The 26,126-nt window shown below is 72.5% G+C and carries 29 protein-coding genes and 1 other RNA gene; 12 read left to right on the top strand and 18 right to left on the bottom strand.

All coding sequences use genetic code 11. From position 1 onward, the window contains the following. From ACTZWW_RS19260 to ACTZWW_RS19220, 9 genes are all read right to left on the bottom strand, one after another. Window positions 1-1,504 (bottom strand): DNA polymerase III subunit gamma/tau (locus tag ACTZWW_RS19260; protein WP_444782586.1); only part of this gene is annotated, 1,504 nt, incomplete at its 3' end. An 85-nt stretch (window positions 1,505-1,589) separates the two neighbouring features. Next, an RNA gene (gene ffs / locus ACTZWW_RS19255) (signal recognition particle sRNA small type) lies at window positions 1,590-1,686 on the bottom strand. Window positions 1,687-1,763: 77 nt separating this feature from the next. Next, a complete protein-coding gene (locus ACTZWW_RS19250; protein WP_444782584.1) occupies window positions 1,764-2,057 on the bottom strand; it encodes a type II toxin-antitoxin system RelE/ParE family toxin in 294 nt (97 codons plus the stop codon). Between the two features lie 28 nt (window positions 2,058-2,085). Continuing rightward, window positions 2,086-2,319: a type II toxin-antitoxin system ParD family antitoxin gene (locus ACTZWW_RS19245; protein ID WP_444782583.1), complete on the bottom strand. Its 234-nt coding sequence runs from the start codon at window positions 2,317-2,319 to the stop codon at window positions 2,086-2,088. A 70-nt stretch (window positions 2,320-2,389) separates the two neighbouring features. Further along, window positions 2,390-2,560, bottom strand: coding sequence for a DNA gyrase inhibitor YacG (locus tag ACTZWW_RS19240; RefSeq protein ID WP_444782585.1), 171 nt, complete (start codon window positions 2,558-2,560; stop codon window positions 2,390-2,392). 63 nt (window positions 2,561-2,623) lie between these two features. Then, window positions 2,624-3,271, bottom strand: coding sequence for a Maf-like protein (locus tag ACTZWW_RS19235; RefSeq protein ID WP_444782582.1), 648 nt, complete (start codon window positions 3,269-3,271; stop codon window positions 2,624-2,626). 77 nt (window positions 3,272-3,348) lie between these two features. Then, window positions 3,349-4,245: a CDP-diacylglycerol--serine O-phosphatidyltransferase gene (gene pssA / locus ACTZWW_RS19230; protein ID WP_444782581.1), complete on the bottom strand. Its 897-nt coding sequence runs from the start codon at window positions 4,243-4,245 to the stop codon at window positions 3,349-3,351. A 31-nt stretch (window positions 4,246-4,276) separates the two neighbouring features. Then, the gene (locus ACTZWW_RS19225) at window positions 4,277-4,975 is read right to left on the bottom strand and encodes a phosphatidylserine decarboxylase (protein WP_444782580.1); all 699 of its coding nucleotides are present in this window, start codon (window positions 4,973-4,975) and stop codon (window positions 4,277-4,279) included. Between the two features lie 122 nt (window positions 4,976-5,097). After that, window positions 5,098-6,306 (bottom strand): pyridoxal phosphate-dependent aminotransferase, encoded by a 1,209-nt coding sequence (locus tag ACTZWW_RS19220; protein WP_444782579.1) that lies wholly within the window; start codon window positions 6,304-6,306, stop codon window positions 5,098-5,100. Window positions 6,307-6,480: 174 nt separating this feature from the next. Here ACTZWW_RS19220 and ACTZWW_RS19215 point away from each other — a divergent pair, with 174 nt between their 5' ends. From ACTZWW_RS19215 to aat, 6 genes are all read left to right on the top strand, one after another. Further along, window positions 6,481-7,920, top strand: coding sequence for a M48 family metalloprotease (locus ACTZWW_RS19215; protein ID WP_444782578.1), 1,440 nt, complete (start codon window positions 6,481-6,483; stop codon window positions 7,918-7,920). A gap of 32 nt (window positions 7,921-7,952) precedes the next feature. Further along, on the top strand, window positions 7,953-8,768 hold the full coding sequence (locus ACTZWW_RS19210; protein WP_444782577.1) for a DsbA family protein: 816 nt from the start codon (window positions 7,953-7,955) through the stop codon (window positions 8,766-8,768). A 132-nt stretch (window positions 8,769-8,900) separates the two neighbouring features. After that, complete coding sequence (gene aroQ, locus ACTZWW_RS19205; RefSeq protein ID WP_444782576.1) at window positions 8,901-9,362, top strand: type II 3-dehydroquinate dehydratase; 462 nt, start codon at window positions 8,901-8,903, stop codon at window positions 9,360-9,362. A gap of 18 nt (window positions 9,363-9,380) precedes the next feature. Continuing rightward, entirely contained in the window at window positions 9,381-9,872 is a 492-nt protein-coding gene (gene accB, locus ACTZWW_RS19200) for an acetyl-CoA carboxylase biotin carboxyl carrier protein (protein WP_444782575.1), read from the top strand. Window positions 9,873-9,883: 11 nt separating this feature from the next. Next, a complete protein-coding gene (gene accC / locus ACTZWW_RS19195) occupies window positions 9,884-11,242 on the top strand; it encodes an acetyl-CoA carboxylase biotin carboxylase subunit (protein ID WP_444782574.1) in 1,359 nt (452 codons plus the stop codon). Window positions 11,243-11,267: 25 nt separating this feature from the next. Next, on the top strand, window positions 11,268-11,945 hold the full coding sequence (gene aat, locus ACTZWW_RS19190) for a leucyl/phenylalanyl-tRNA--protein transferase (protein WP_444782573.1): 678 nt from the start codon (window positions 11,268-11,270) through the stop codon (window positions 11,943-11,945). Here aat and ACTZWW_RS19185 read toward each other — a convergent pair. From ACTZWW_RS19185 to ACTZWW_RS19170, 4 genes are all read right to left on the bottom strand, one after another. After that, window positions 11,935-12,459 carry a tellurite resistance TerB family protein gene (locus ACTZWW_RS19185; protein WP_444782572.1) on the bottom strand — a complete coding sequence of 175 codons (525 nt, stop codon included), beginning with the start codon at window positions 12,457-12,459 and terminating at the stop codon, window positions 11,935-11,937. The two genes, aat and ACTZWW_RS19185, sit on opposite strands and share 11 nt — an antisense overlap. An 88-nt stretch (window positions 12,460-12,547) precedes the next feature. Further along, window positions 12,548-13,189 carry a bifunctional 4-hydroxy-2-oxoglutarate aldolase/2-dehydro-3-deoxy-phosphogluconate aldolase gene (gene eda / locus ACTZWW_RS19180; protein WP_444782571.1) on the bottom strand — a complete coding sequence of 214 codons (642 nt, stop codon included), beginning with the start codon at window positions 13,187-13,189 and terminating at the stop codon, window positions 12,548-12,550. Between the two features lie 121 nt (window positions 13,190-13,310). Next, entirely contained in the window at window positions 13,311-13,634 is a 324-nt protein-coding gene (locus ACTZWW_RS19175; protein WP_444782570.1) for an ArsR/SmtB family transcription factor, read from the bottom strand. A 96-nt stretch (window positions 13,635-13,730) separates the two neighbouring features. Further along, window positions 13,731-14,153, bottom strand: a complete 423-nt coding sequence (locus ACTZWW_RS19170) for a TIGR01244 family sulfur transferase (protein WP_444782569.1) — start codon at window positions 14,151-14,153, stop codon at window positions 13,731-13,733. 207 nt (window positions 14,154-14,360) lie between these two features. On the opposite strand from ACTZWW_RS19170, the gene ACTZWW_RS19165 reads away from it, so the two are divergent. Both ACTZWW_RS19165 and ACTZWW_RS19160 read left to right on the top strand, forming a co-directional pair. Beyond that, window positions 14,361-15,242 carry an MBL fold metallo-hydrolase gene (locus ACTZWW_RS19165; protein ID WP_444782568.1) on the top strand — a complete coding sequence of 294 codons (882 nt, stop codon included), beginning with the start codon at window positions 14,361-14,363 and terminating at the stop codon, window positions 15,240-15,242. A gap of 124 nt (window positions 15,243-15,366) precedes the next feature. Continuing rightward, window positions 15,367-16,137: a tetratricopeptide repeat protein gene (locus ACTZWW_RS19160; RefSeq protein WP_444782567.1), complete on the top strand. Its 771-nt coding sequence runs from the start codon at window positions 15,367-15,369 to the stop codon at window positions 16,135-16,137. A gap of 32 nt (window positions 16,138-16,169) precedes the next feature. Here ACTZWW_RS19160 and ACTZWW_RS19155 read toward each other — a convergent pair whose 3' ends face one another. Continuing rightward, window positions 16,170-17,612: an MATE family efflux transporter gene (locus ACTZWW_RS19155; protein WP_444782566.1), complete on the bottom strand. Its 1,443-nt coding sequence runs from the start codon at window positions 17,610-17,612 to the stop codon at window positions 16,170-16,172. 233 nt (window positions 17,613-17,845) lie between these two features. Between ACTZWW_RS19155 and ACTZWW_RS19150 the strand changes: the two genes are divergently transcribed. Next, window positions 17,846-19,219 carry an aminotransferase gene (locus ACTZWW_RS19150; protein WP_444782565.1) on the top strand — a complete coding sequence of 458 codons (1,374 nt, stop codon included), beginning with the start codon at window positions 17,846-17,848 and terminating at the stop codon, window positions 19,217-19,219. Between the two features lie 16 nt (window positions 19,220-19,235). Here the strand turns inward: ACTZWW_RS19150 and ACTZWW_RS19145 are convergent, their stop codons facing one another. Continuing rightward, complete coding sequence (locus tag ACTZWW_RS19145) at window positions 19,236-20,093, bottom strand: prephenate dehydratase (RefSeq protein ID WP_444782564.1); 858 nt, start codon at window positions 20,091-20,093, stop codon at window positions 19,236-19,238. Window positions 20,094-20,116: 23 nt separating this feature from the next. Next, a complete protein-coding gene (locus ACTZWW_RS19140; RefSeq protein WP_444782563.1) occupies window positions 20,117-20,848 on the bottom strand; it encodes a 3-deoxy-manno-octulosonate cytidylyltransferase in 732 nt (243 codons plus the stop codon). A gap of 248 nt (window positions 20,849-21,096) precedes the next feature. Between ACTZWW_RS19140 and ACTZWW_RS19135 the strand changes: the two genes are divergently transcribed. From ACTZWW_RS19135 to ACTZWW_RS19125, 3 genes are all read left to right on the top strand, one after another. Beyond that, on the top strand, window positions 21,097-21,690 hold the full coding sequence (locus tag ACTZWW_RS19135) for a c-type cytochrome (RefSeq protein ID WP_444782562.1): 594 nt from the start codon (window positions 21,097-21,099) through the stop codon (window positions 21,688-21,690). A 190-nt stretch (window positions 21,691-21,880) separates the two neighbouring features. After that, window positions 21,881-22,633 carry a DUF502 domain-containing protein gene (locus tag ACTZWW_RS19130; protein WP_444782561.1) on the top strand — a complete coding sequence of 251 codons (753 nt, stop codon included), beginning with the start codon at window positions 21,881-21,883 and terminating at the stop codon, window positions 22,631-22,633. Between the two features lie 10 nt (window positions 22,634-22,643). Beyond that, a complete protein-coding gene (locus ACTZWW_RS19125; protein WP_444782560.1) occupies window positions 22,644-24,146 on the top strand; it encodes an L-lactate permease in 1,503 nt (500 codons plus the stop codon). On the opposite strand, the gene ACTZWW_RS19120 is transcribed toward ACTZWW_RS19125, so the two are convergent. Together ACTZWW_RS19120 and ACTZWW_RS19115 are read right to left on the bottom strand one after the other, a co-directional pair. Continuing rightward, a complete protein-coding gene (locus ACTZWW_RS19120) occupies window positions 24,101-25,033 on the bottom strand; it encodes a DMT family transporter (protein ID WP_444782559.1) in 933 nt (310 codons plus the stop codon). The two genes, ACTZWW_RS19125 and ACTZWW_RS19120, sit on opposite strands and share 46 nt — an antisense overlap. A gap of 344 nt (window positions 25,034-25,377) precedes the next feature. Further along, the coding region (locus ACTZWW_RS19115; RefSeq protein ID WP_444782558.1) for an outer-membrane lipoprotein carrier protein LolA at window positions 25,378-26,126 on the bottom strand (749 nt) is incomplete at its 5' end.

Raw genomic sequence — 26,126 nt, 5'->3', positions numbered from 1 at the left:
TCTCAACCCCGTGCGCGACGTCTTCGTCGCCGTCGGCGCCGGCTCCCCGCCGCAGGAGCCGCCCTTCGTCGTGGAGGCGCCCCCCGGCGGCCCGCCGGGCTTCGTCCAGGACCTCCCCCCCTAGCGGCGCGGCGCGCCCGCCCCCCGACGCCGCGGCGGCGGGGATATCCCGGGGCGTCTCGTGGGCCGCGTGCGCGTCTGCGCCGGCGCCGCCGCTCTCGGCCGGCCGGGGCCGGGACGGTGCGCCGCCGACGGCGCCCGAGCCGCGCTCGAGCATCCGCAGCGCCTCGTCCGGCGTCGGCAGGTCGGCGGCGTAGGCGAGGCGCACGAGCGCCATCTCTGCGGCGGGCATCGGGCGCGGCGCCTGGGCCACCTCGGGAATCGCCTTGAGCAGGATCTGCCAGGCCCGCGACAGGACACGCACCGGGAGCGTGCGGGCGTAGTCCGCCGCGCGGGTGCGCTCCTCCTGGGAGAGCGTCGGGTCCTGGTCCGCCTCCGGAACGAGCTTCATGCGCGTCGTCAGGTGCGTGAAGCCGGCGAGCTCCTGGAGCACCATCGCGGGGTCCGCGCCGCTGTCGTACTGCTCCTTGAGCGCCGCGAAGGCCGTTGCGACGTCGCCCTTCATCACCGCCTCGAACAGGTCGATGATGCGCGCGCGGTCGGCGAGGCCGAGCATGTCGCGCACGGTCTCGGCGGACACCATCCCGGCACCGTGGGCGATCGCCTGATCGAGCAGCGAGAGCGAATCGCGCACAGACCCCTCGGCGGCGCGGGCGATGGCGGTGAGCGCCTCGGGCGCCGCCTCGACGCCCTCCTTCCCGCAGATCCTGGCGAGGTGCGCGACCAGCAGGTCGCCGGGCACGCGCTTGAGGTCGAAGCGCTGGCAGCGCGAGAGGATGGTGACGGGGACCTTGTGGATCTCGGTCGTGGCGAAGACGAACTTCGCGTGCGGCGGCGGCTCCTCCAGCGTCTTCAGGAACGCGTTGAAGGCCGCGTTCGAGAGCATGTGCACCTCGTCGACGATGTAGACCTTGTAGCGGGCCGACACCGGCGAATAGCGCACCGCGTCCGAGATCTGGCGGATGTTCTCGACGCCGTTGTTGGAGGCCGCGTCGATCTCGAGCACGTCGATGTGACGCCCCTCGACGATCGCCTCGCAGTGGCGCCCGGGCTCCGCGAGGTCGATGGTCGGGCCGCCCGAGCCGTCCTCTCGCTCGTAGTTGAGGCCGCGGGCGAGGATGCGGGCCGTCGTGGTCTTGCCCACCCCGCGCACGCCGGTCAGCATCCAGGCCTGGGGGATGCGCCCGGTGGCGAAGGCGTTGGAGAGGGTTCGCACCATCGCGTCCTGGCCGATCAGGTCGTCGAAGGAGCGCGGGCGGTACTTGCGGGCGAGCACCCGGTAGGGCGCGGGCGCGGCGGGGGCCGGCGCCGACGGTGCGGGAGCGAGGCCCGGGAAGGCCGGCTCGTCGGCGGAGGGCGGGAGCGGCTGCGTCTCGTCGGTCATCGTCTCGCCGGTCATCGTCTCGTCGGGCATCGCGGCCCCGGCGGGGACTGAGCGCGAGACGCGTGGAGGCCGCGCGGGAGAATGGGGTGGGAGGCTGGACGAGAACCCGTTCGGTCTCGTTAGGGCTGCTTCCTTCCGGACCTGACCCGGTTGGCGAGTGAGACGTCCCTCGCCAACCTCCCGAGCCCGTATATGGACCGGGCGGCGGGGGGATGCAAGCGGCTCGGCTGGGCCCGAAGCGGCACGCGCGAGCGAGGGGTCAAGTCGGATCCATGATCCAGTCTTCCCGTGCATGCCGGATGCGGATGATCGCGACTTCGCCGCCTTCGAGGATGCGGTAGACGATCAGGTGCGACCTGAAAGGGTGGACCCGCACGGGCGGCACGATATCCTCCCGCTCGCGGGCCGCCTTCGGGTGCTCCGCGAGGAAGTCGAACGACTTGTGCAGTCCTCGAGCATAGGCCTCCGCGTGTGGCGAGCCGAAGAGAGTCCTGCTCTCCCGCACGACGCGGACGAGATCATCCTCCGCCTTCTTCGTGAGGCGCCAGGGCATCGGGGGCCAGACTCCTCTCCGCCACGCCTCAGGGAGACTTCAAGGCGTCCGCGATCAGGTCGTCGATCGACCGGTCCCCGAAGCCGCTCTCCAGCCCTTCGGTGACGAGCGCCTGGAAAGCGGCGAGCTTCTCGCGTCGCTCCTGGTCGCGGCGGATAAGGTCGCGGACGTAGTCGCTCGAGTTCGCGTAGCGGCCGGTCTCGGCTTGCGCCTCGACCCAAGCCTTCATCTCGTCCGGCAGGGACACGTTCATCGTCGCCATGGCTCGCCTCCTGTGGTGAAGGTCAACTGCTTGGCAAAGATTGTCAACGAGATCGAGAGACGGCGGCTCGTCACCCCTCCTCGTCCTCCCCGTCCGCCGACTTGTCCTCCTCCACCACCGGCACGGCGTAGGCGCCGGTGAACCAGCGCTGGAGGTCGACGTCGGCGCAGCGCTTGGAGCAGAACGGGCGGTAGCGCACGATCGTCGTGTTGCCGCAGATCGGGCAGATGCCGCCCTCCATCGGGACGAGATCGTCCGCGTCCTTCGTCTTCCTCGCCGGCAAGGGCGCCTCCTTCGTGCGGGCTCAGGCCGCGTTCAGCCAGGACAGCCGCACGGGGTAGCCCTCGCCCTCGAGCAGCGCCGCGGTCTCGTGGATGGGGAGCCCCACCACGGCGGGATAGGACCCCACGAGGTTCGTCACGAAGGCGCCGGCGAGGCCCTGGATGGCGTAGCCGCCGGCCTTGCCCCGCCATTCGCCGGACGCGAGATAGCTGTCGATCTCGTCCTGCGACAGGCGCTTGAAGCGCACCCGCGTCTCGACGACGCGCTCGCGGAAGCCGTCCTTGGGGGTGACCACGCACACGCCGGTATAGACCCGGTGCTGGCGCCCCGACAGCAGGCGCAGGCAGCCGGCCGCCTCGTCGACGATCTCGGCCTTGGGCAGGATGCGCCGCCCCACCGCGACCACCGTGTCCGCCGAGACGAGGTAGGCGCCCTTCAGCGCCTCGTCGGCGCGGGCGACGCGCAGCGCGCCGCGCGCCTTCTCGGCGGCGAGGCGCTTGGCGAGGTCGCGCGGCTTCTCGAGCTTGAGCGGCGTCTCGTCCACGTCCGCCGGGAGCAGCGCGTCCGGGTCGAGCCCGATCTGCTGGAGCAGCTGGAGACGCCGCGGCGAGGCGGAGGCGAGCACGAGCTTGGGGCGCCATTCGCTCTCGCGCGATCCGAACAGGGACACGGGGCTTCATCCTCCTCGGCGCGGCGATCCTGCCGGCCGCGCGGACCCTAGCCGCACGGGGCGTGCTTGTGAACGGCTCACGGCGCGTCGCGCGCGGGATCGGGCCCCTCTGGGGGCGCGGTCCGCTCGGACGGCGGGGCGCCGGCGTGCGCCGCAGCGATCGTCTCCGCATGCGCGGCGGCATGCGCCCGCGCGAGCTTGCGGTAGCGCTGGATCCCCACCGGGAGCGCCGCGAGGTAGACGATCACGGCGAGCGTCAGCATGGCGAAAGGGAAGGAGACGACGAGCGCCACCAGCGCCACCGCGCCGACGAAGAGCGGCAGCACGCGCTCGCGGGGGACCTGCTTGCCCAGCGTCTTGCCCGAATAGGTCGGCACGGTCGAGACCATCAGGAAGCCGATGGCCACGACATAGGCGAGGTTGAACGGCGCGAGGACCTCGCTCTGGGCGGGGACGCCGAGGAAGGAGAGATAGATCGGCAGCAGCGCGGCGAGCGCGCCGGCGGGGGCGGGGATGCCGACGAAGTAGTTCTTCTGCCACTCGGGCCTGTGGGGCGTGTCGAGCGCCGCGTTGAAGCGCGCCAGCCGCAGGCACGAGGCGATGGCGAAGACGAGCGCCGCCGCCCAGCCCACGCCGCCCATGTCGTCGAGGGTGAAGGCGAACAGGATCAGCGACGGCGCGACGCCGAAATTGACGAAGTCCGAGAGCGAATCGAGCTCCGCCCCGAAGCGCGACGTCCCCTTGAGCAGCCGCGCCACCCGCCCGTCGAGCGCGTCGAGCACGGCGGCGACGAGGATCGCGTAGACCGCGAGCTCGAGCCGTCCCTCGTAGCCGAGCCGGATCGCGGTGAGCCCCAGGCACAGCGCGAGCAGCGTGATCAGGTTGGGCGCGATGACGCGGAACGGAACCGGCTTGAAGCGGCGCCGGCGCGGCTCGTTCGGATCGGGGGCGAAGGGGGCGAAGAAATCACTCATGGTCGGGCAACGGCTGCGGCGCGGCCGCGGTTCAGCCGGCGCGGAAGCGCCGCGGCGGTTCCTGCGAGCGCAGGTCGGCGAGCACCGTCTCGCCGGCGACGGCGTTCTGCCCGAAGCCGACGAGCGGCCGGGCGGAGAGCGGCAGGTAGACGTCGAGCCGCGAGCCGAAGCGGATCAGCCCGAAGCGATCCCCCGCCTCGATCTCCTCGCCCTCGCGCACGAAGGAGACGATGCGGCGCGCCACCAGCCCGGCGATCTGGACGACCGCGATCTCGGTGCCGTTCGCGTCGATGACGAGGGAGTTGCGCTCGTTGTCCTCGCTCGCCTTGTCGAGCTCGGCGTTGAGGAACAGGCCCTTGGAATAGACCTGCTGCACGATCCGTCCCGAGACCGGCGCCCGGTTCACGTGGCAGTTGAACACGTTCATGAAGATCGAGATGCGCGTCATCGGCTCGCGCGGCAGGTCGAGATCGTGCGGGGGGATCGCCGTCGTGATCAGGCTCACGCGCCCGTCCGCCGGCGAGATGACGAGCCCCTCGCGCACCGGGGTGGTGCGCGGCGGGTCGCGGAAGAAGTAGCAGACCCAGGCGGTGATCAGGAGGCCGACCCAGAACAGCGGCTCCCACAGGAAGCCGAGCGCGAGCGATGCGACCGCCGCGATGGCGATGAACGGGTAGCCTTCCTTGTGGATCGGCACGAAGACCTTGCGGACGGATTCGGCTAGGGACATCGGTCTGGGACTCTGCGCGAGGAACGTCTAGAGCGCATGCGGGATCGCGCGCCCGGGGTCAACTCCCCGCGCGCCGGGAGGCTCCCTGCGCGACGTCACGCGCCGGAGCCGAAGAGCCGCCCTCACCCGCGCGCGAGAAACCCGCCCAGCCGCCGCACCCCCTCCCGGCATTCCTCGAACGAGCCCGCGAAGGACAGCCGCAGCCAGCGCTCGCCTTCGAGCGGGTCGAAGTCGACACCGGGCGTCGCGGCGACGCCGGCCTCGTCGAGGAGACGGCGGCAGAAGGCGAGCGAGTCGTTCGTGAAGCGGGAGACGTCCGCGTAGACGTAGAAGGCGCCGTCCGCCGGGTGGAGATCGTCGAGGCCGATGCGGGGCAGCTCGTCGAGCAGCATGGCGCGGGTGCGGGCGTAGCCGGCCTTCACCGCCTCGAGCTCCTCGGTCCCGTCGAAGGCGGCGAGCGCCGCGACCTGCGAGAGGTAGGGCGCGCAGATGTAGAGGCTCTGCGCCAGCCGCTCGACGGCGCGGGCGAGGCGCTCGGGCACGACGAGCCAGCCGATCCGCCAGCCGGTCATGCAATAGTACTTCGAGAACGAGTTGACGATCACCGCGTCCGGATCGAAGCGCAGCGCCGTCGGCGCGGGCGCGCCGTAGGTGAGGCCGTGGTAAATCTCGTCGGAGACGAGCCACATCCCACGCTCTCGGCACACCCGCGCGACGTCGGCCAGCGTCGCTTCGTCCATCATCGTGCCCGACGGGTTGGCCGGGCTCATGGCGAGGGCGGCGGCGAGGGGGCGCTCGGCGTGGGCGGCCGCGAGCGCGGCGCCGGTCATCACCCAGCCCGTGGCCCGCGCGAGCGGGATCGTGACGGGCTCGGCGCCGAGCGCGACGAGGGTGTTGCGGTAGGCCGGGTAGCCGGGCGCGGTGATGGCGACGCGGTCGCCGGGCTCGAGCATCGCAAGGAAGGCGAGGACGAAGCCGGCCGAGGATCCCGTCGTCACCACGATCCGCTCCGGCGGCACGTCGACGCCGTATGTGTCGCGGTAGTGCCGGGCGATGCGCGCGCGCAGGGGGGCGATGCCGAGCGCCTCGGTGTAGCCGACGCGGCCCACGTCGATCGCCGCCTTCGCCGCCTCGCGCGCGGCCCGCGGCGCGGGGGCGGAGGGCTGGCCGACCTCCATGTGCACGATGTCGGCACCCGCGCGCTCCTTCGCCGCGGCCTGCGCCAGCACGTCGAGCGCGAGGAAGGGGGCCACCGCCTCGGCGCGTGCGGCGATCGCGGGCTCGAGGCGGGTCGGCTGCCGGGAGGCTTGGGCGAGCGGGCCGTCGTGCATCGGGCGTCTCCGTTCGTGAGCGGGGCCCGTCGGCGGGCGCGCGGGACGATTTCGCGAGGTCGGGCGACGAAACCGTGATTTGACCATGATCCGCGCTAGCCTGTACCCGTACGCTCCCCGAGGCCGCAAGTGGCGGCCGCCGATCTTCGGGGACGCACATCGGGTAGCACGACGATGACGATCCTGCCGCGCCTCCTCGCCACGCTTCCCTCCGGGCCGCGCCTCGCGCGCGCCGCCCGCGGCGTTCTCGCCGGGCTGCTGGCGGGCGCGCTCGCGCTGCCGCCGGTGCTCGCCCCCGTCGCGCCGGCGCAGGCGCAGGGGCGCAGCCTCGCCATCGTTCGGGACGCGGAGATCGAGCGCCTGCTCGCCGACTACGCCCGCCCGATCTTCCGCGCGGCCGGCATCAGCGCCGACGCGACGCGGATCGTGCTGATCAACGACACGAGCTTCAACGCCTTCGTTGCAGACGGGCGGCGGATCTTCATCAACATCGGCGCCCTGATGCAGGCGGAGACGCCCAACGAGATCATCGGTGTCATCGCCCACGAGACCGGTCACATCGCCGGCGGCCACCTGGCCCGGCTGCGCCAGGAGGTCGCCAACGCGCAGATCCTCTCGATCGTCGGCATGATGCTCGGCGCCGGCGCGATGGCAGGCGCGGTCTCGGGGGGCTCGAACGTCGGCAATCCCGGGCTCGGGGCGGCCGGCATCTTCTCGGGCTCGCAGGAGATGGTGCGCCGCAACCTGCTCTCCTACCAGCGCTCGGAGGAGCAGGCGGCGGACGTCGCCGCCGTGCGCTACCTCGAGGCCACTGGGCAGTCACCCGTGGGGATGATCACCACCTTCCGTCGCTTCGCCGATTCGGGCCTGTTCCGCTCGGCCGCGGTCGATCCGTACCTGATGAGCCATCCGCTGCCCGCCGAGCGCATATCCCAGCTCGAGCGGCTCGCGGCGCAGAGCCCCTACCGCGACCGGCGCGACCCGCCGGCGCTGCAGCGGCGCCACGACCTCGCCCGCGCCAAGCTGTTCGGCTTCGTGGCGAACCCGGAGAGCGTGCTGCGGCGCTACCCGCCCCACGACACGTCCGCCCCGTCGCGCTACGCCCGCGCGGTGGTGAACCACCGCACCGGCCGCTCCCGGGAGGCGATCGAGCTCGTCGACAGCCTGATCCGCGAGGAGCCGGGCAACGCGTACTTCCAGGAGCTGCGCGGCCAGCTTCTGCTCGAGAGCGCGCGCCCGCAGGAGGCGGCGGAGTCGCTGCGCCGGGCGGTCCAGCTCTCCGACGGCGCGCCGACGATCCGGGTGCTCTACGGCCAGGCGCTGATCGCCCGCGGGGACGGCGCGAGCCTCGAGGAGGCCGTGCGCCAGCTCGAGCGCGCCACCCGCGCCGAGCCGGACGCACCCGAGCCCTACCGGCATCTCGCGATGGCCTATGGCCGCACCGGCCAGATCGGTCTCGCGGAGCTCGCCACGGCGGAGTACTACATGGCCGCCGGCGACGTCGTGAACGGGCAGACGCAGGCCTTCCGCGCCATGCGCAGCCTGGTGGAGGGCTCGCCCCCCTGGCGCCGCGCCAAGGACATCTACGAGTTCGTGCCCGAGAACCGCCGCTGACCCGCCTTCGAAGACTTGAGGACGCACACCGCATGACCTCCTTCCTCGCCTCGCCGCTGCGTCGCCTCGTGCTCGCCGGCCTCGTCGTCCTCGCGCTCGTCGCCGCGGCCGGGCTCGCTCTGACCCCGGCCTCCGCCCCCGCGACCGCCCAGGACGCGACCTTCTCCGAGGGGGAGCGCGAGGCGATCGGCACGATCGTGCGCGAGTACCTGCTCGAGAACCCCGAGGTCATGCTCGACGTCTTCGCCGAGCTCGAGCGCCGCCAGGCCGCCGAGCAGGAGGAGCGCCAGCGCTCCGCCGTCGCCGATCGCGGCGACGACATCTTCCGCGCGCCGCACGACGTCGTCATCGGCAACCCGGAGGGCGACGTCACCCTCGTCGAGTTCTTCGACTACAATTGCGGCCCGTGCCGTCGCGCGCTCGCCGACGTCATGGCGATGATCGAGAAGGACGCGAACCTGCGCGTCGTGCTCAAGGACTTCCCGATCCTCGGCCCGCCCTCGCTGGAGGCGGCCCAGGTCGGCGTCGCCGCCGCCGCGCAGATGACGCCCGAGCAGGCGGCGCGCTTCCACATGGAGCTGCTCTCCACCCGTGGGCAGGTGGACGGCGCCCGCGCCCGGCAGGTGGCCGAGGAGATGGGCCTCGACCTCGAGCGTATCCAGGCGGAGCTGAACGGGCCTCGAGTCGCCGAGGTGATCACCACGAATCTCGACCTCGCCAACGCGGTCGGCATCACCGGTACGCCCGGCTGGGTCGTCGGCGACGGCGTCCTCGTCGGCGCGATCGGCGAGGCGCGGCTGGCGGACGCGGTGGCGAATGCCCGCGCGTGCGGGGCGGTGAGCTGCTGAGGCGCGGCCGCGGCGGCGGCTGGCCGCGACGCGGGGGAGCGCTTCCCCCTTCCGTCGCACGCGCCTTCCCGCTATGAGGGCGCGTCGGGTGCGCGCCCTCGCGCGCGCCCGTCGTCCCGTTCGGCGCCAGGCATGATCGCGATCCACGTTCTCAACGGCCCCAACCTGAACCTGCTCGGCCGGCGCGAGCCGGACGTGTACGGTCGCGCGACGCTCGCCGACATCGAGGCGACGCTGCGCGCGCGGGCGGATGCCGAGGGCGTGGCGCTCGGCTTCATGCAGTCGAACGAGGAGGGCGCCCTCGTGACGGCGGTGCAGGAGGCGGGGCTCGCGGGTGCGGGCGTCGTCCTCAACGCCGGCGCCTACACCCACACCTCCATCGCGCTGCGCGACGCCATCGCCGGATCGGGTGCGCGCGTGGTCGAGGTGCATCTCTCGAACGTGCACGCCCGCGAGAGCTTCCGCCATCGCTCTCTGATCGCGCCGGTCTGCCTCGGCGTGATCGCCGGCTTCGGGACCGAGAGCTACACGCTCGGCTTCGACGCGTGCCTCTCCGCGATGCGCCGCGCCGAAAGCGCGCCCGCAAGACAGTAGCAGGAGCATACGACACCCATGGCCAGGAACAGCCCCTTCGATCCCGAGCTCGTGCGCGAGCTCGCCGGGCTCATCTCCGAGACGGACCTGACCGAGATCGAGGTCGAGAAGGGCGACCTGCGCATCCGCGTCGCGCGCCAGCCCGCGCAGGTGGTGAGCGTCGCCGCGCCCCATCATCATGCGCCCGCGGCGATGCCCACCGCAGCGCCGCCCCCGCCGGCCGCCACAATGGCGGCGCCGCCCGCGCCGTCCGCGAAGCCGTCGGCGCGCGAGCATCCCGGCGCCGTCACCTCGCCGATGGTCGGTACCGCCTACCGCCGGCCCTCGCCGGACGCCAAGGCCTTCGTCGAGGTCGGCACCCAGGTCGAGGCCGGACAGCGGGTGCTGCTGATCGAGGCGATGAAGACCTTCAACGACATCGTCGCGCCGCGCTCCGGCACCGTCACCGAGGTCCTCTTCGAGGACGGGCAGCCGGTCGAGTTCGGCGAGCCGCTGATGATCATCGAGTGACGGCGGAGCGCATGTTCGACAAGATCCTCATCGCGAACCGGGGCGAGATCGCGCTGCGCATCCTGCGCGCCGCGAAGGAGCTCGGCATCGCGACGGTCGCGGTGCACTCCACCGCCGACACCGACGCCATGCACGTGCGCCTCGCCGACGAGAGCGTCTGCATCGGCCCGCCGCCGGCCCGCGACAGCTACCTCAACATCCCCGCGCTGATCTCCGCCTGCGAGATCACCGGCGCGGACGCGATCCATCCCGGCTACGGCTTCCTGTCGGAGAACGCCCGCTTCGCCGAGGTGCTGGCGGACCACAAGATCGCCTTCATCGGCCCCAAGGCGGAGCACATCCGCATCATGGGCGACAAGATCGAGGCGAAGCGCACCGCCAAGCGGCTCGGCATCCCCTGCGTGCCGGGGTCCGAGGGCGGCGTCGACGACGAGGACGCCGCGCGCCGTGTCGCCGCCGAGATCGGCTATCCCGTCCTGATCAAGGCCGCCGCCGGCGGCGGCGGGCGCGGCATGAAGGTGGCCCGCGACGAGGGCGAGCTCGTCCACGCCTTCGTCACCGCTCGCACCGAGGCCAAGGCCGCCTTCGGCGACGACGCGGTCTACATCGAGAAGTACCTCGAGAAGCCGCGCCACATCGAGATCCAGGTGCTCGGCGACGGGCGCGGCAACGCGATCCATCTCGGCGAGCGCGACTGCTCGCTGCAGCGCCGCCACCAGAAGGTCTGGGAGGAGGGGCCCTCGCCGGCGCTCGACGCCCGCGAGCGCGCGCGCATCGGCGGCATCGTCGCCAAGGCGATGCAGGATCTCCGGTACGAGGGCGCCGGGACGGTGGAGTTCCTGTACGAGAACGGGGAATTCTACTTCATCGAGATGAACACCCGCATCCAGGTGGAGCATCCCGTGACGGAGATGATCACCGGGATCGACCTCGTGAACGAGCAGATCCGCATAGCGGCGGGCGGCTCGCTGTCGCTGAGGCAGGAAGACGTGCGCTTCGAGGGACATGCGGTCGAATGCCGCATCAACGCCGAGCATCCCTCGACCTTCCGGCCCTCGCCGGGCACGATCACCTACTTCCATCCGCCGGGTGGCCTCGGCGTTCGGGTCGATTCGGCGGCCTACCAGGGCTACCGCATCCCGCCGCACTACGATTCCCTCGTCGGCAAGCTCATCGTGCACGGCCGGACGCGCAACGAGTGCCTGATGCGCCTTCGTCGTGCGCTGGACGAGTTCGTCGTGGACGGCGTCGACACCACGCTGCCTCTTTTCAGGACGCTGGTTCGCAACCAAGATATCCAGAACGGGCTCTACGACATCCACTGGCTCGAGCAATTCCTGAAGACCGGGGGGCTGGACGAGGCCCGGTGACCCGGGGCTAGGCGCGGACACCAGGATGCACAGCGGCATCGTCCAGATCACGCCGGAGATCGTCCTGCGGGCCTACGCCGCGGGCATCTTCCCCATGGCGGAGAGCGCCGAGGACCCGGGCATCTACTGGGTGGAGCCGCGCGAGCGCGGGGTCATCCCGCTCGACGGCTTCCATGTCGGCAAGCGGCTGGCGCGCACCGTGCGCACGGACCGGTTCGAGGTGCGCATCGACACGGATTTCGAGGGCGTCATCGACGGCTGCGCCGCGCCCGGCCCGGACCGCGAGAAGACCTGGATCAACACGCGCATCCGGCGCATCTACGGCGACCTGTTCGATCTCGGCTATTGCCACACGGTCGAGGTCTGGGACGGGAGCACGCTGGTCGGCGGCCTCTACGGTGTGAGCCTGGGCGCCGCGTTCTTCGGCGAGAGCATGTTCCACACGGCCCGCGACGCCTCCAAGGTGGCGCTCGTCCACCTCGTGGCGCGCCTCAAGCGCGGCGGCTACATGCTGCTCGACACGCAGTTCGTCACCGAGCACCTCGCCCAGTTCGGTGCCCGCGAGGTCTCCCGCCGGGAGTACAAGCGCCTGCTCGGCGAGGCGCTCGCCTACGAGGCGCGTTGGGACGCCTGGCCGACCGGCGTGCCGGTGACGGGGGCGCAGGCTCTCGAGATGATCGCCACGACGCGCGTCATGCCGTGAGCGGGCGCCCAGGTGGGGTACCGCCGGCGCGCGCCTCGATCGCGGCGACCTCGTCCGGCTTCAGGTCCATGCGCTCGGCGAGCAGCCGCAGGAACGCACGCTCCTGCATCGTGTCGGGCTCGATCACGAGACGCGCGGCGGCATAGGTGCGCGCCGCCTGCTCGGGCGTGGAGACGGCGTCGGCGATCTCCTCGATGTCACGCGGCCAGGCGATCTCCTCGTCGAGGAAGGAGCGGTCGTCCGAGTCGATGCCCGCCTCGCGCATCGCCGTGTGGAGACGCGCGCGCTCGGAGGCGTCGACGACGCCGTCGGCGGACGCCGCCGCGATCATGGTGCGCACGAGGAAGAGGGCCTCGTCCGCGTCCACCCGCGAGACGTCGATCAGCGGGCCGGGCGCGGCCTCCTCGCTCCGGCCGGCCAGGGCCTGTGCACCGGCTTGCGCGCCGCCGAGCGTGCGCCTCGTGGTGCGGCCGAGCGCGTCCGTGAGCGTCGAGAGCATGCGGCGGGCGTCCATGGCGCGTCCTTTCGGCTGTGCGTCGTTCTCGGTTCGACGAGCGAACGCGAGGCCCGGCACGGCCGTTCCGGATGGGGCGCGGCCGATCTCAGCCGCGCGCGAGCCCCGCCGCCGCGCGGGCGAGCCGCCCGATCGCGGCGAGGTCGCCGGCCTCGACGAGCGCGGCCGGCGTGACCCAGGTCCCGCCGACGCAGGCGACGTTGGGGCAGGCGAGGTAGGCCGGTGCGCTCTGCGCGTCGATGCCGCCCGTCGGGCAGAAGCGCAGCGCCGGCAGCGGCCCCGCGATGCCCTTGAGCCAGGCCGGGCCGCCGGAGGCCGCGGCCGGGAAGAGCTTGAGGAGATCGAACCCGCGCTCGTGCAGCGCCATCGCCTCCGACACGGTGGCGCAGCCCGGCATGGCGGGGATCGGCGCCGCCGCGAGCGCGTCCGCGAGACGCGGGGACGTGCCGGGGGTGACGAGCGCGGCGGCGCCGGCGTCCATCGCCTCGCCGATCTGGCTCGGGGTCACGATCGTGCCCGCGAGCACGACCGCCTCCGGCGCGTGCCGCGCGATGGCGCGGATGGCGTCCAGCGCGCGGGGCGTGCGCAGCGTCACCTCGACCACCGGCAGGCCGGCCTCGACCAGCGTCGCGGCGAGCTCGGGGGCGAGGCCCGGATCCTCGATCGTGACGACGGGGATGACGGGCGCCCTCGCGGCGATGGCGAGGAGGGTGTTCGTGCGGTCGCGCATGGTCTCGATCACTCCGGCGGGCGGCCTCTGCGTCGGGCGGCCTCTCGCGGCGGAGGCTCCGCCTCGAGGGCACGCACGATCCACGCGCCCGCCCGTGGCGTCAACGTGAAAGCCGCCCGGCTCAGGTGCAGTAGAGCCGGTACAGCGTGCCGATCAGCTCGCGTGCCTCCGGCGAGGCGAGGCGATAGTAGATCGTCTGGCCGTCGCGGCGCGTCGTGACGAGGCCGAGCGCCCGCAGCTTGGAGAGATGCTGCGAGAGCGCCGACTGGCCGAGCCCGACGGCCTCCGCCAGTACGCCCACCGAGACCTCCTCGTCCATCATGCGGCACATGGCCATGAGCCGCTTCGAATGCGCGAGCGCGGAAAGCAGCTCCGCCACCTCCTCCGCCTTCGGCGCGAGCGCGCTGAGATCGTCCGTCGTCGCCACCCCGGTGTCACCCTCCATGAGACGTCCGCAACATGGCGGGGTCGTGGGGTTCGGGCAAGAGGCCGTTCGCCCGGCGGACCCGCCGGTGGGCCGTGGGGTCGCGTCCATCGCCGCTCAGCCTCTGTCGAGATAGGGCCGCAGGCCCGATAGGTCGTAGCCGGCGCCCTGGGCGATCGACAGGATCTCGTCGGGCGCGCGCACGCCGGCCTGGGTGAAGGCCCACAGGGTCGCCGAGCGCGTGCCCGAGCGGCAATAGGCGAGCACCGGCGCGTCCGCCTCGGTGAGCGCGGCGTCGAAGGCGGCGACATCGTCCATCGTCATCGCGCCGGAGACGACCGGGACGTGTCGGTAGTCGAGGCCGAGCCGGCGGGCCTCCGCCTCCATCCGCGCGCTCGACGGCTGGTCCGGGCTCTCTCCGTCGGGCCGGTTGTTGATCACGGTACGGAAGCCGGCCTCCTTGAGCCCGGCGAGGTCCTCGATCGCGATCTGCGGGGCGACGGAGATCTGGGGCGTCAGGTGGCGGATGTCTGCGGTCATGGTGCTTCGTCTCCCGTGTGGTCTCGCGCGCCGCGCACCGCGCGCCGCGCCCCCCGGAGGATGGCGACGCCGTCGCTCGGGCGCAACGGCGGACCGGGACGCGCCGAGAGGGAGATAGACCATCCGCGCCCAATTTACAAGGCATTGCTAAATTAGAAATATTGCATATAACCGTGATGGAACCGAGCCCACGAGGGGAGACCCGCCATGCCCGAACCCGTCATCCGCGCCTTCTTCGACGAGCCGACCAACACGGTGAGCTACCTCGTCTCCGCCCCGGTCGGGAAGAAGGCCGCCGTCATCGATCCCGTGCTCGACTACGACCACAAGGCCGGCACGGTCACGACCGATTCGGTCGAGGCGATCCTCGCCGCGGCGGAGGCTGCCGGGCTCGAGATCGTCTGGGCGCTGGAGACCCACGCGCACGCCGACCACCTCTCGGGGGCGCCGTACATCAAGGCGAAGACAGGCGCGCGGATCGGCATCGGCGAGCACATCAAGGAGGTGCAGCGCATCTTCCGCCCGGTGTTCAACGCCACCGACCTGAAGACCGACGGCTCGGATTTCGACCACCTGTTCGCGGACGGCGAGCGCTTCCGCATCGGCGAACTCGAGGCCGAGGTGCTGTACGTGCCCGGCCACACGCCCGCCGACATCGCGATCCGCATCGGCGACGCGGTGTTCGTCGGCGACACGCTGTTCATGCCGGATTTCGGCACGGCGCGCGCGGACTTCCCGGGCGGCGACGCGAGGAAGCTCTGGACCTCCATCCAGCGCCTGCTGGCGCTGCCGCCGCAGACCCGGCTGTTCATGTGCCACGACTACAAGGCACCCGGCCGCGACGATTACGCCTGGGAGACCACGGTCGCCGAGCAGCGGCGCGCCAACAAGCACGTGCGCGAGGGCGTGAGCGAGGAGGCGTTCGTCGCCATGCGCACCGCCCGCGACGCCACGCTCGCGGCGCCGACGCTGCTCTTGCCGTCGATCCAGGTCAACATCCGCGCCGGGCGCTTCCCGGCGAAGGAGGCGAACGGCGTGCACTACCTGACGATCCCCGTGACCTTCGTGAAGGAGGCGCACGTCGCGTGAGGGGGCGCGCCGCCCCGGCCGCATGCGCTGATCGCTCACAGATAGTAATTATGATGGGTTGAATTCAACCATGCACCCTGTTACGCGTGTCACCGACCCATTTCGGATCGGGCGGGGGGCACGGTTGAAGTCGAGTCGCCGGCGTGTCGTCGCCGTCATCGCTGCGCTGGTGGCGCTCGTGGTCGCCGTCCTGGTCCTCCAACGCGTGGAGCAGCGGCGCGCCGCGGCGTGGCTGGATGCGCGCCTCGCGGCGTACGAGGCCTTCGATGCCGGCGCGTACGCGCACGCTGCCGCGGCGCTCGCGCCGCTCTCGCAGGGAGGCGACGGGCCGGCCATGCGGCGTCTCGCGCGTCTCTACGCGGACGGGCTCGGGGTCACGCGCGACCGGGAGCGGGCCCGCGCGCTCTACACGCGGGCGGCGGAGGCGGGAGAGGTGGCGGCGCTCCTGCCTCTGGCGCGGCTCATCGAGGCCGAGGCCCGCCGGTCCGGCGCGGCCGAGGATTGGCGGGAGGCGCGCGACGCCTACGAACGGGCCTTCGCGGCGGGTGCCGCGGCCGGCGCCGCCGAGGCCGCGACCCGGCTCGCCGAGCTCCACGCCGCCGGCGACGGCGTGCCCGCGAGCGACGTCGACGCGGCTCACTGGTACCGCCGCGCCGCCGGGGCGCGCGATCCGGCGGCGCAGCTGCGCCTGGGCCTCCTCTACGCCGAGGGGCGTGGCGTGCCGGAGGACCCCGTGCGCGCCCATGCCTGGCTCAACGTCGCCGTGGCGCGCCTGCCGGCGGGGGAAATTGCGCTGCGCGAGACCGCGCTCGCTCACCGCGAGGCGATCGAGCGCCGGCTCGATGCCGCGGAGCGCGCGGAGGCGCGTCGGCTGGCGCACGACCTTTTCGAATGAGCTGGAATGCGGTCCAGAGACGCGGGTGCGCCTCAGCGATGGGCCGCTTCGACGTTCTCGTGCAGGTGCGGTGCGCCCACGACGGGCGTCTCGACGCCCGCCGCCGCCTCGTCCCGCGCCCCGTCCCGCCGCTCCAGCGTCCGCACCGTCCAGAAGGCCGTCGCCAGCGCCGCGATGCCGAAGCCGATAGCGCCGATGCCGACGCCGGCGAGCACGCCCTCCGGCCCGGCGAGCGCCGCGCCGGCGAGCGCGAAGGGGAGCGTACCGAGAGTCGCGCGTCCCCAGTTGAAGGCGGTCGAGAACAGCGGGTAGCCGAGGTTGTTGAACGAGGCGTTGGCGACGAAGAGCAGCCCGTTGAAGAACCACACCGGTCCGGAGATCAGGCAGAAGAACGCCACGAGCTCCGCCGCCGCGCCGGTGATGCCGAACAGCGCCACGATCTCGTGGCGGAGCAGCACGAGCAGCGCCCAGGTGACGAGGACGTAGACGGCGGCGACCAGCATCGAATCGCGCAGGATCGCGCGCATGCGGTCGTAGCGCAGCGCCCCCCAGTTCTGGCCGAGGATGGGGCCGATGGCGCCCGAGAGCGCGAACAGCCCGCCGAAGGCGAGCGGCACGAGCCGCTCGACGATGGCGTTGCCGGCGATCGCCTCGTCGCCGAAGCGCGCGATGACCGAGGCCGCGAAGCCGGCGGCGACGGGGCTCGCGATCGCGGTGAGGACGGCGGGCCCGGCGATGTGCGCCATCGGCCCGGCGTGGCGCCGCAGGTCCGGCCAGGACGGGCGGGCGAGGAGGCCGTGCACGCGCGCGACGCCGTGGAGGCCGACGAGCGCGAAGATGAAGCGCGAGACGATCATGCCGATCGCCGCCCCCTGCCAGCCGAGCCCGAGCCCGAAGATCAGGATCGGGTCGAGCGCCGCGATGACGAGCGCGCCCGAGAGCGTCACGTACATCGCCCGGCGCGCGTCGCCGACCGCCCGCAGCACGCCGGACGCGCCCATGCCGAAGGCCATCACGATGTTCGCCGGCAGCACCATCTGCACGAAGCGGGTCGCGACCTCGTGCGCCTCCCCCGTGGCCCCGAGCCAGGTCATCACGACGGGCGTCAGCGGCCAGATCGCCGCGGTGGCGACGGTGGCGGCGAGGACCGACCAGGTCAGTGTCGAGGCGGCGAGGCGGCGCGCGCCCTCCCGGTCCCTGGCGCCGAGCGCGCGCGAGACCAGCGCCGCGGTCGCGATCATCAGGCCGACGTTGATCGAGGTGACGAAGAACAGGAGGATCGTGGCGAGGCCCACGCCCGCGGTGACCGCCTTCACGCCGAGCCAGGAGATGTAGAGGAGCGAGAGGAGGTCGACGAGGAAGATCGCGACGAGCCCGATCGCGCCGGTCACCGTCATCACGACCACGTGGCGCAGGGTCGATCCCGTGACGAAGCGGCCGTCCTGCGCGCCCGGCTTGGCTCCCGATACCTCCAACGCGTCTCTCCTCGCCGCATGCGCCGCCGTCGTTCCGGGCGGGCGCACCCTAGCGCGTCCCGCGGCGGGGGAACATACGCAGCCTCCCGCGGGAGACCGTCCGCTCGCGAATGCGCGCTCGCGGGCGCAGCGTCGTTCCGCGCCCTGCGCATGCACCCTGCGGATTCCTGCGGGCTTTCCCCCGCCGCCGCGGGCGCCTAGGCTCGCATCCTGCATTCGGACGGAGGCACCCCGTGCTCACCAACCTCGCCGCCCGCGACGTCGAAACCCTGATCCACCCCTACACCCATCTCGACAAGTTCCGCGAGGCGGGCCCGCTCGTGATCGAGCGCGGCGAGGGCGTCCACGTCTTCGACACGGGGGGCAAGCCCTATCTCGAGGGCATGGCCGGGCTGTGGTGTACCTCGCTCGGCTACTCGAACCGCGAGCTCGTCGAGGCCGCGCGCGAGCAGATGGAGAAGCTGCCCTTCCAGCACATCTTCTCGGGCCGCAGCCACGACCCCGCGATCGCGCTCGCGGAGGCGCTCAAGGAGATCGCGCCGGTGCCGATCTCCAAGGTGACGTTCTGCTCGTCGGGGTCGGAGGCGAACGACACGCAGGTGAAGCTCGCCTGGTACATGAACAACGCGCTCGGGCGGCCGAGGAAGAAGAAGATCATCGCCCGGGTGAAGGGCTACCACGGCGTCACCGTGGCCTCGGCCTCGCTCACTGGGCTTCCGGCGAACCACGCGCTGTTCGACCTGCCGATCCAGAACATCCTCCACACCTCCTGCCCGCACCACTACCGCTACGCGGAAGCGGGCGAGACCGAGGAGGCGTTCTCCGCCCGGCTCGCCGCCGAGCTCGAGGAGATGATCCTGCGCGAGGACCCCGACACGGTCGCCGCCTTCATCGCCGAGCCGGTGATGGGCGCCGGCGGCGCGCTGGTGCCGCCCAAGGGCTACTTCGAGGCGATCGGCGCGGTGCTGGCCAAGTACGACGTGCGGCTCATCGCCGACGAGGTGATCTGCGGCTTCGGGCGGCTGGGCACCATGTTCGGGTCGGAGCGGCTGGGCATGACGCCGAACACGATCTCGGTGGCCAAGGCGATCACCTCGGCCTACATGCCGCTCGGGGCGGTGATGATCGACGAGCCGATGTACCAGGCCATGCTCGCGGGCTCGCGCGAGGTCGGCACCTTCGGCCACGGCTTCACCTATTCCGGCCACCCGACCACCTGCGCCGTCGCGCTCAAGACGCTCGAGATCTACGCGCGCGACAAGATCGTGGAGGGCGTCGCCGCCAAGGAGCCGCACTTCCTTCGCCGGCTGGCGATGCTCGAGGACCATCCGCTGGTGGGCGAGGCGCGGGGCCTCGGCCTCATCGCCGGCATCGAGCTCGTCGCCGACGGGGCGACGAAGCGCCAGTACGACCCGAAGGCGATGGTGGCCGCGAAGGCCGTCGGTTTCTGCCAGGAGGAGGGGCTCATCCTGCGCAACCTGATGGGCGACCGCCTCGCGATCTGCCCGCCGCTCATCATCTCCGAGGCGGAGATCGACGAGCTGTTCGACAAGCTCGGCCGCGCGCTCGACCGCACGCTGGAGTGGACGCGTACGCTCCCGGCCTGAGCGCCCCCCCCGCTCCCTACTCCGCCGGCTCGCGGTCGCGCAGGTTCGCGCGGAACGGGTGGGCGGGGTAGGTGCCGAGCACCGAGAGCTGGCGCGAGAAGAAGGCCAGCTCCTCGAGCGCGCGCTTCAGCCCCGGCTCGTCGGGATGGCCGTCGACCTCGGCGTAGAACTGTGTCGCCGTGAACTGACCCTCGATCATGTAGCTCTCGAGCTTGGTCATGTTGACGCCGTTCGTGGCGAAGCCGCCGAGCGCCTTGTAGAGGGCCGAGGGGATGTTGCGCACGCGGAAGACGAAGCTCGTGACGCAGTCCCCGCCGGGCGCGATGCGGGTCGGCTCGGGCGAGAGGATGATGAAGCGCGTCGTGTTGTGCGCCTCGTCCTCCACGTCCTCGGCGAGGATGTCGAGGCCGTAGACCTCGGCGGCGAGCCGCGAGGCGATCGCGGCGCGGGCGGGGTCGTTCGCCTCGGCGATCTGGCGCGCCGAGCCCGCCGTGTCCGCGCCGACGATGGCGGCGAGGCCGAGCTTGCGCAGCGTGCGCCGGCACTGCCCGAGCGCCTGGACGTGGCTCTGCACGGACTTGATCGTGGCGAGCGTGGCGCCCTTGGGCGCCATCAGCTGGTGATGGATCGGCAGGAAGAACTCGCCGACGATGTGCAGCCCCGATTCGGGCAGGAGATGGTGGATGTCCGCCACGCGCCCGGCGACCGAGTTCTCGATCGGGATCATGCCGAGCTGCGCCTCGCCCTCCGTCACCGCCGCGAAGGCGTCCTCGAAGGTGGGGCAGGGCTTGGGAGTCCAGTCCGGATAGACCTCGCGGCAGGCGATGTGGGAGTTGGCGCCGGGCTCGCCCTGGTAGGAGATGGTCTTCGTCATCGCACTCGTCTCTTCCGTGTGGCTCAGCCGCCCAGCGCGGCGCGGGCCCGCGCCAGCGTCTCCGGCGTATCGACGCCGAAGGGCACGTCCTCGATGATGGTCACGTCGATGCGCATGCCGTCCTCGAGAGCGCGCATCTGCTCGAGCCGCTCGCGCACCTCGAGCGGGGAGGGCGGCAGCGCCACGAAGCGCTCGAGCGCGCGCCGGCGATAGGCGTAGAGCCCGACGTGGTGGTAGAGCGGCCCGTCGCCCCACGGCGCGGTGGCGCGGGTGAAGGCCAGCGCGCGCATGCGCCCCGTCGCGATCGTGCTGGCGATGATCTTGACGACGTTCGGGTCGTCCCGCTCGTCGTCGCGGGTGATCACGCCCGCGAGCGTGCCGATGGCGACCGCGGGATCGGCGAGCGGCAGGATCGCGGCCGCGATGGCGCGCGGGTCGATCGTCGGGAAGTCGCCCTGCACGTTCACGACGACGTCGTGGCGCCCCTCCGGGTCGAGCGTCCGCGCGGCCTCGCGGATGCGGTCGGAGCCTGACTGGTGGTCGGCGCGCGTCATCACCGCGACGCCGCCGGCGGCCTCGACCGCGGCGGCGATCTCGGGCGAATCGGTCGCGACGGCGACGGGGCCGATCCCGGCCTCCACGGCGCGTCGCCAGACGTGCACGATCATGGGCACGCCGGCGATCGGCGCGAGCGGCTTGCCCGGCAGGCGCGTGGCGGCCATGCGGGCGGGAATGAGGACGAGGGGGTCCGACATGCGATCTTCGGCCGGGATCTGCTGCGCTGCCCGACTGCGGGCGCAGAGGCTTTAGCAACCCGCGCCCGGCTTGTCACCGCGGGCCCGTCCGGATGCGGACGCGTCTGCGACGTCGCGACCCGCCGTTTTTCATTGTCGTCGCCTTGGAATGAGGCTAAGCAACCGCCGCCCCGAGCGCGCGTCCCGCCGCGCGCCGCGCGTCCGTGACACCGTAAAGCGTCCGCCTTCCCGGCGGCTTGGAGTTTCGCATGAACTCGTTCGAGCTCAACAAGATCTTCGGCGCCGTGCTGGGCGTGCTCTTGTTCGTGGTCGGCATGAGCGTCCTGTCGGACATGCTCTTCACGCCGGAGCCCGCCGGCGTCGCGGGCTACGCGCTGCCGATGCCCGAGGGCGTGGAGACCGAGGTCGCCGAGGCGGCCCCCGCCGAGGAGCCGCTGCCGGTCCTGCTCGCGAGCGCGGACGTGGGCCGCGGCGAGGCGGCCGTGCGCAAGTGCGCATCGTGCCACAGCTTCGACCAGGGCGGCGCCAACGGCGTCGGCCCGAACCTGTACGACGTGGTCGGCGGCCCGAAGGCCCACCTCGACAATTTCGGATACTCGGGCGCTCTGGCCGAGCGCGGCGCCGCCGGCGAGGTCTGGGGCTACGACGAGCTCTACGGCTTCCTGGCGAACCCCCGGCAGTACCTGCCGGGCACGTCGATGGCCTTCGCCGGCATCCGCTCCGGCCAGGAGCGCGCCGACATCATCACCTACCTCGCCTCGATCACCGAGAACCCGCCCCCGCTGCCGGAAGCCGCCGCCGCCGAGCCGGGCGCCGAGACGGACGCCGCCGCCGCGCAGTGAGCGCCTCTCGCCACAGCACCCCTCCGAAGGCCGGGCTCGTCCCGGCCTTCGCGCGTTTCGGCACGGACGTTGCGTGGACGGCCTGCCTCCGGCTCACGCTTTCGACGGGGTCGCGTGCCCGGCCCGGCCCGTGTAGCCTGTCGCGGCCTCCGCCGGGGGACTGGGCCCGCCTCCACCACCACGTCGATCGATGAGCTCGCAATCCCACCTCCGCCTCAGGCGCAACCTCATCTCCGGGCTCTTCGTGGTCATCCCCCTGTGGGTGACCTTCATCGCGGTCACCTTCATCATCGACATCCTGGTGGCCACGGGCCGGCCGTTCGTTCTCACCTTCGCGCGGAACGTGCGCTCGGACTACGCCGTGCTGGCGGACCTGCTGGCGCAGGGCTGGTTCCAGTCCGCCCTCGCGCTCCTCGTGGTGCTGGCCGGCCTCTACGTCATCGGCGCGGCGGCCAACGCCGTGATCGGGCGGCGCATCCTGCGGATGGTCGACCGGATCATCGACTACGTGCCGCTGGTGAAGACCATCTACTCCGCCACCCGCACGCTGCTCAACTCGCTCCAGGCGGGCAACGCGTCGGGCCAGCGCGTCGTGCTCATCGAGTTCCCCTCGCGCGACATGCGCGCGCTCGGCTTCGTCACCGCCACCTTCACCGCCGACGACACCGGCGAGGAGATCGCCGCCGTCTACGTGCCGACCACGCCCAACCCGACCTCCGGCTACGTGGAGCTCGTGCCGACGAAGCGGCTCGTCTTCCTCGACTGGTCGGCGAACGACGCGATGTCCTTCATCGTCTCGGGCGGGGCGATGACGCCCGGGCGCATCCTCATGACCCCGGGGCGGCGCGACGAGCCGCCGATCGTGCAGCCGGCGACGCCCGTCGCGACCGCCGCGGCCGAGCCCGCGCCCGTGCCGCTCGACGGCGTCGACGCGGCGCGCTGAGGGAGGGGGCATGCAGGCGCTCGCGGCCGGGCTGCCGCTCGCGGCCATCCTCGCGCTGATGCTGGGCCTGCACTGGTCCGCGGTGCGGGCGGGAGCGGTCGGCCTCGTGCTCGCGCTCGGCGTGGCGCTCCTCGTCTTCGGCTTCGGCGAGCGCGTGCTGCCGACGCTCGGGCCGACCCGCGCCGTCGGCTTCTCGGTGCTCGAGGCCGGCTTCACGGCGGCGACCATCCTGTGGATCATCTTCCCGGCCCTGTGCCTCTACGAGGCGCAGGAGCGGGCCGGCGCCTTCGTCGCGATCCGCGGCGCGCTCGCGCGGGTGTCCGACGACTCGCGCACTCTGGCGCTCGTCGTCGCCTTCTTCTTCGCGCTGTTCATGGAGGGGGCGGCGGGCTTCGGCACGCCGGTGGCGCTCGCCGCGCCGCTGCTCGTCTCGCTGGGCTTCTCGCCGTTGAAGGCGGTCGCGCTCGCGCTGATCGGGCACGCCGCGGGGGTGAGCTTCGGCGCGGTGGGAACGCCGGTCATCGCCCAGGCGGAGATCACCGGCGTCGGCGCCGGCGCGATCGCAGCGCGTACCGCGCTCATGCACGCGATCGCCGGCATCGTCCTCGTCGTCTTCGTGCTGCGGCTCGCCGCCGAGGGTCCCCTGCGCCGCGTCGACTGGGCGCTCGCGCTCCTCGCCGGCGCCTGCTTCTTCGGCCCCTCGCTCGCGCTGGCGATCGTCGTCGGCCCGGAAGTGCCGACGCTGGGCGGCGCGCTCGTGGGGCTCGTGCTGTTCGTGCCGCTCGCACGCCGGATCGCGCCGCGCGCGGCCGCCTCGGCCGAGGCGCTCGACGCGCGTGCCGTCGCCCGCGCCGCGCTGCCCTATGCCGTGCTGCTCGCGCTCATCCTCGCGACGCGCCTCCTCCCGCCGCTGCAGGAGGCGCTGCGCTCCGTCGCCGTCGCCTGGACGCTGGACGGCGGCTTCTCCGGGCGCTTCGAGCCGCTCTACCATCCCGGCACGCTGCTGATGCTGGGCTTCCTCGCCGGGGTCGTCGCCCAGGGCGGCGGTGCGCGCTATCTTCTCGTGGCGATGGCTGCGGCCGCGCGCCGGCTGGTCCCGGTGGTGCTCGCGCTCCTCGCCATGCTCGCGATCTCGCGGATCATGGTCCATGCGGGGATGATCGGGGCGCTCGCCGACGCGGCGGCGGGGATCGGGCCGCTCTGGCCGGTCGCGGCGCCGGCGGTCGGCGTGCTCGGCACCTTCGTCACCGGCTCGGCGACGGCCTCGAACATCCTGCTCAGCGAGTTCCAGGCGGCGACCGCCCGGGCGCTGTCGCTCGACGCGGTGCCGCTCCTCGCGGCGCAGAGTTTCGGCGCGGCGGTGGGCAACATCGTGTGCCCGCACAACATCATCGCCGGCGGCGCAACGGTCGGCCTCGCCGGGCGCGAGGGAGCGGCGATGCGCCTCACGGCCGGCGCCTGCCTCGCCTACGCGCTCGCCGGCGGCCTGCTCGCGCTCGCCTTCGCGCGCTGAGCCGCCGCGCGGCGGCTCTCCATGAGGACGTTGCCGGCGATCGCCGCGACGACGAGCGCGACGCCGAGGATCTGCACGCCCGAGAGGCGCTCGCCCACGAGCAGCGCCGCACCGAAGGCCGCGACCACGGGCTCGATGCAGAAGGACAGGCCGGTCGCCACCGCGCCGGCGCGGCCGAGCGCGACGAATTGCAGCGTGAAGGCGAAGACGAAGGTGACGACCGCGAGCCCGACGACGACCGGGGCGAGCATCAGCTCCCCGGGCGGGTTCATCACCCCGAAGGAGAGCGCGATGACGAGGCTCGCGGGCAGCGTCAGGGTGTTCATCCAGAACACCTTCGTCGCGAGCGGGATGTCGCGTGCCCTCACCCCGGCGAAGAACTGCGTCGCCGCCCCCACGCTGGCGACGCCGGCGAGCGCCACCCCGCGCCAGTCGATCCCGGCGAAGACCGGCCCCACGACGCAGGCGACGCCGCCGAAGGCGACGAGCGCCACACCCAGGAGTGGCGCACCGAGCCGGCGTCCCTCGACGAGCGGGCTCGCGAGCACAATCAGGACCGGGAACGTGTAGAAGATCACCGCCGCGACGGTGACGGGCACGAAGGCGATCGCCGAGATGTAGCAGACCGCGATGGCGATGCTCGAGACGACGAGCGTCGTCATCAGCCCGAGGCGCTCGCGCCCGACGCCGATCGAGCGCCGCGTCAGGACCGCCAGCGCGACGACGCCGACGACCACCACGAGGGTTCGCCAGAACACGAGCGACACGCCGCTGATGCCCGCATCCGCCGCGAGCCGGGCGATCACGATGTTCGAGCCGTAGAAGCTCGCCGCCGCCAGCGCGATGAGCGCGCCGAAGGGCGAGGACGGCGGCGGGGCAGGGGGCATCGGGCGGGCTCGCGGGCGGCGGACGGATGCGACCGGCTTAGCAACGCCAGCGCCACGACGCCAGCGGCGGCCTCATCGTCCCCGGCACTGCCGCCGGCACTGGGCTACGAAGGTCACTGCCACCGCCGCGGAGAGGCCGGCCGCCACGAGGAGGCCGACCCATCCGTAGAACGATCCGGCCCAGAACGTCAGCGCCGAGATTCCGATCCACCAGGGGAGCCGCCGCAGGAGGCACTGTCTGACGCAACGATTCATGGCGCATTCCTCGACCCCTGCGATGGGTTCGACGATGCGCAGTTTGAATGCGGGCTGTCAATGCGTCGCGCCGAAGTCGCGGCGTGGGCTCAATACGTGTCGTCGCGGTGGAAGCGCTCGTAGCTGATCTGGAAGAGCCCCTGATCGAGTCGCGCGTGGCGCTCGATGCCCGACAGCGTCACCCGCGTCTCGAAGCCCTGCGCATCGACGATGCGCCATTCCTTCAGCCGCTCGAGCCCCGCGTCGAAGGTGAGGCGGATCTCCGAGGTGCCGGCGAAGGTGGAGCGGTCGCGCAGCAGCACGTCGACCTCGTCACCGGCGCGCTCGACCCCGATCACCTCGATGTCCTGGCCGAGCCGGATGCGGTCGCCCAGCAGGAACTTCAGCGGCGTCTGCGAGATCGGGTACATGTCCTGCGTGCCGAGCTGCCGGTCGCGCACCACCACGGAGCGCCCGTCGGCGACGACGTCGATCGTGGCCGGCGCGTCGTACTGGAAGCGTAGCTTGCCCGGCCGGTCGACGTAGAGCACGCCCGACAGGGAGCTCCCGTCGCTGCCCACCTGGGTGAAGCGGCCGGTGAGGGCGTCGATCCCGTTGAAATAGGCGTTCGCGGCGGCGACGACCTCGGCGTCTGTCGCGGGCGCCACCGCCGCCATCCGGATAGGCTCGGGTGCGGCGACCGTCGGGGCGGGGGCGGCGACGCGCGTGGGCGCGATCGCGGGCGTGGAGACGGGCGCGGAAGCCGCCACGACCGCGGTGGAGGCCGTGGGCGCGGGGACCGGGGCTGCGGGCGCGGACGCGACCGCCGCCGTGCGGACCTCCGCGGCCGGCGCGGGGC

Origin of the sequence: Salinarimonas sp. NSM, assembly GCF_052380005.1 — a bacterium.
In the GTDB taxonomy this organism is placed as follows: Bacteria; Pseudomonadota; Alphaproteobacteria; order Rhizobiales; family Beijerinckiaceae; genus Salinarimonas.
This window is presented reverse-complemented; position numbering and strand designations above follow the sequence as displayed.

Excerpts from the sequence above, each read along its gene's own strand:
- ACTZWW_RS19245 (WP_444782583.1), bottom strand. The coding sequence starts at position 2,319 with ATGGCGACGATGAACGTGTCCCTGCCGGACGAGATGAAGGCTTGGGTC.
- eda (WP_444782571.1), bottom strand. The coding sequence starts at position 13,189 with ATGCGCGACCGCACGAACACCCTCCTCGCCATCGCCGCGAGGGCGCCC.
- ACTZWW_RS19185 (WP_444782572.1), bottom strand. The coding sequence starts at position 12,459 with ATGGACGCCCGCCGCATGCTCTCGACGCTCACGGACGCGCTCGGCCGC.
- ACTZWW_RS19145 (WP_444782564.1), bottom strand. The coding sequence starts at position 20,093 with ATGACGAAGACCATCTCCTACCAGGGCGAGCCCGGCGCCAACTCCCAC.
- ACTZWW_RS19215 (WP_444782578.1), top strand. The coding sequence starts at position 6,481 with ATGACGATCCTGCCGCGCCTCCTCGCCACGCTTCCCTCCGGGCCGCGC.
- ACTZWW_RS19170 (WP_444782569.1), bottom strand. The coding sequence starts at position 14,153 with ATGACCGCAGACATCCGCCACCTGACGCCCCAGATCTCCGTCGCCCCG.
- aroQ (WP_444782576.1), top strand. The coding sequence starts at position 8,901 with ATGATCGCGATCCACGTTCTCAACGGCCCCAACCTGAACCTGCTCGGC.
- ACTZWW_RS19125 (WP_444782560.1), top strand. The coding sequence starts at position 22,644 with ATGCAGGCGCTCGCGGCCGGGCTGCCGCTCGCGGCCATCCTCGCGCTG.
- ACTZWW_RS19140 (WP_444782563.1), bottom strand. The coding sequence starts at position 20,848 with ATGTCGGACCCCCTCGTCCTCATTCCCGCCCGCATGGCCGCCACGCGC.
- ACTZWW_RS19250 (WP_444782584.1), bottom strand. The coding sequence starts at position 2,057 with ATGCCCTGGCGCCTCACGAAGAAGGCGGAGGATGATCTCGTCCGCGTC.
- ACTZWW_RS19120 (WP_444782559.1), bottom strand. The coding sequence starts at position 25,033 with ATGCCCCCTGCCCCGCCGCCGTCCTCGCCCTTCGGCGCGCTCATCGCG.
- aat (WP_444782573.1), top strand. The coding sequence starts at position 11,268 with ATGCACAGCGGCATCGTCCAGATCACGCCGGAGATCGTCCTGCGGGCC.
- ACTZWW_RS19220 (WP_444782579.1), bottom strand. The coding sequence starts at position 6,306 with ATGCACGACGGCCCGCTCGCCCAAGCCTCCCGGCAGCCGACCCGCCTC.
- ACTZWW_RS19130 (WP_444782561.1), top strand. The coding sequence starts at position 21,881 with ATGAGCTCGCAATCCCACCTCCGCCTCAGGCGCAACCTCATCTCCGGG.
- accB (WP_444782575.1), top strand. The coding sequence starts at position 9,381 with ATGGCCAGGAACAGCCCCTTCGATCCCGAGCTCGTGCGCGAGCTCGCC.
- accC (WP_444782574.1), top strand. The coding sequence starts at position 9,884 with ATGTTCGACAAGATCCTCATCGCGAACCGGGGCGAGATCGCGCTGCGC.
- ACTZWW_RS19210 (WP_444782577.1), top strand. The coding sequence starts at position 7,953 with ATGACCTCCTTCCTCGCCTCGCCGCTGCGTCGCCTCGTGCTCGCCGGC.
- ACTZWW_RS19175 (WP_444782570.1), bottom strand. The coding sequence starts at position 13,634 with ATGGAGGGTGACACCGGGGTGGCGACGACGGACGATCTCAGCGCGCTC.
- ACTZWW_RS19225 (WP_444782580.1), bottom strand. The coding sequence starts at position 4,975 with ATGTCCCTAGCCGAATCCGTCCGCAAGGTCTTCGTGCCGATCCACAAG.
- ACTZWW_RS19165 (WP_444782568.1), top strand. The coding sequence starts at position 14,361 with ATGCCCGAACCCGTCATCCGCGCCTTCTTCGACGAGCCGACCAACACG.
- ACTZWW_RS19240 (WP_444782585.1), bottom strand. The coding sequence starts at position 2,560 with ATGGAGGGCGGCATCTGCCCGATCTGCGGCAACACGACGATCGTGCGC.
- pssA (WP_444782581.1), bottom strand. The coding sequence starts at position 4,245 with ATGAGTGATTTCTTCGCCCCCTTCGCCCCCGATCCGAACGAGCCGCGC.
- ACTZWW_RS19135 (WP_444782562.1), top strand. The coding sequence starts at position 21,097 with ATGAACTCGTTCGAGCTCAACAAGATCTTCGGCGCCGTGCTGGGCGTG.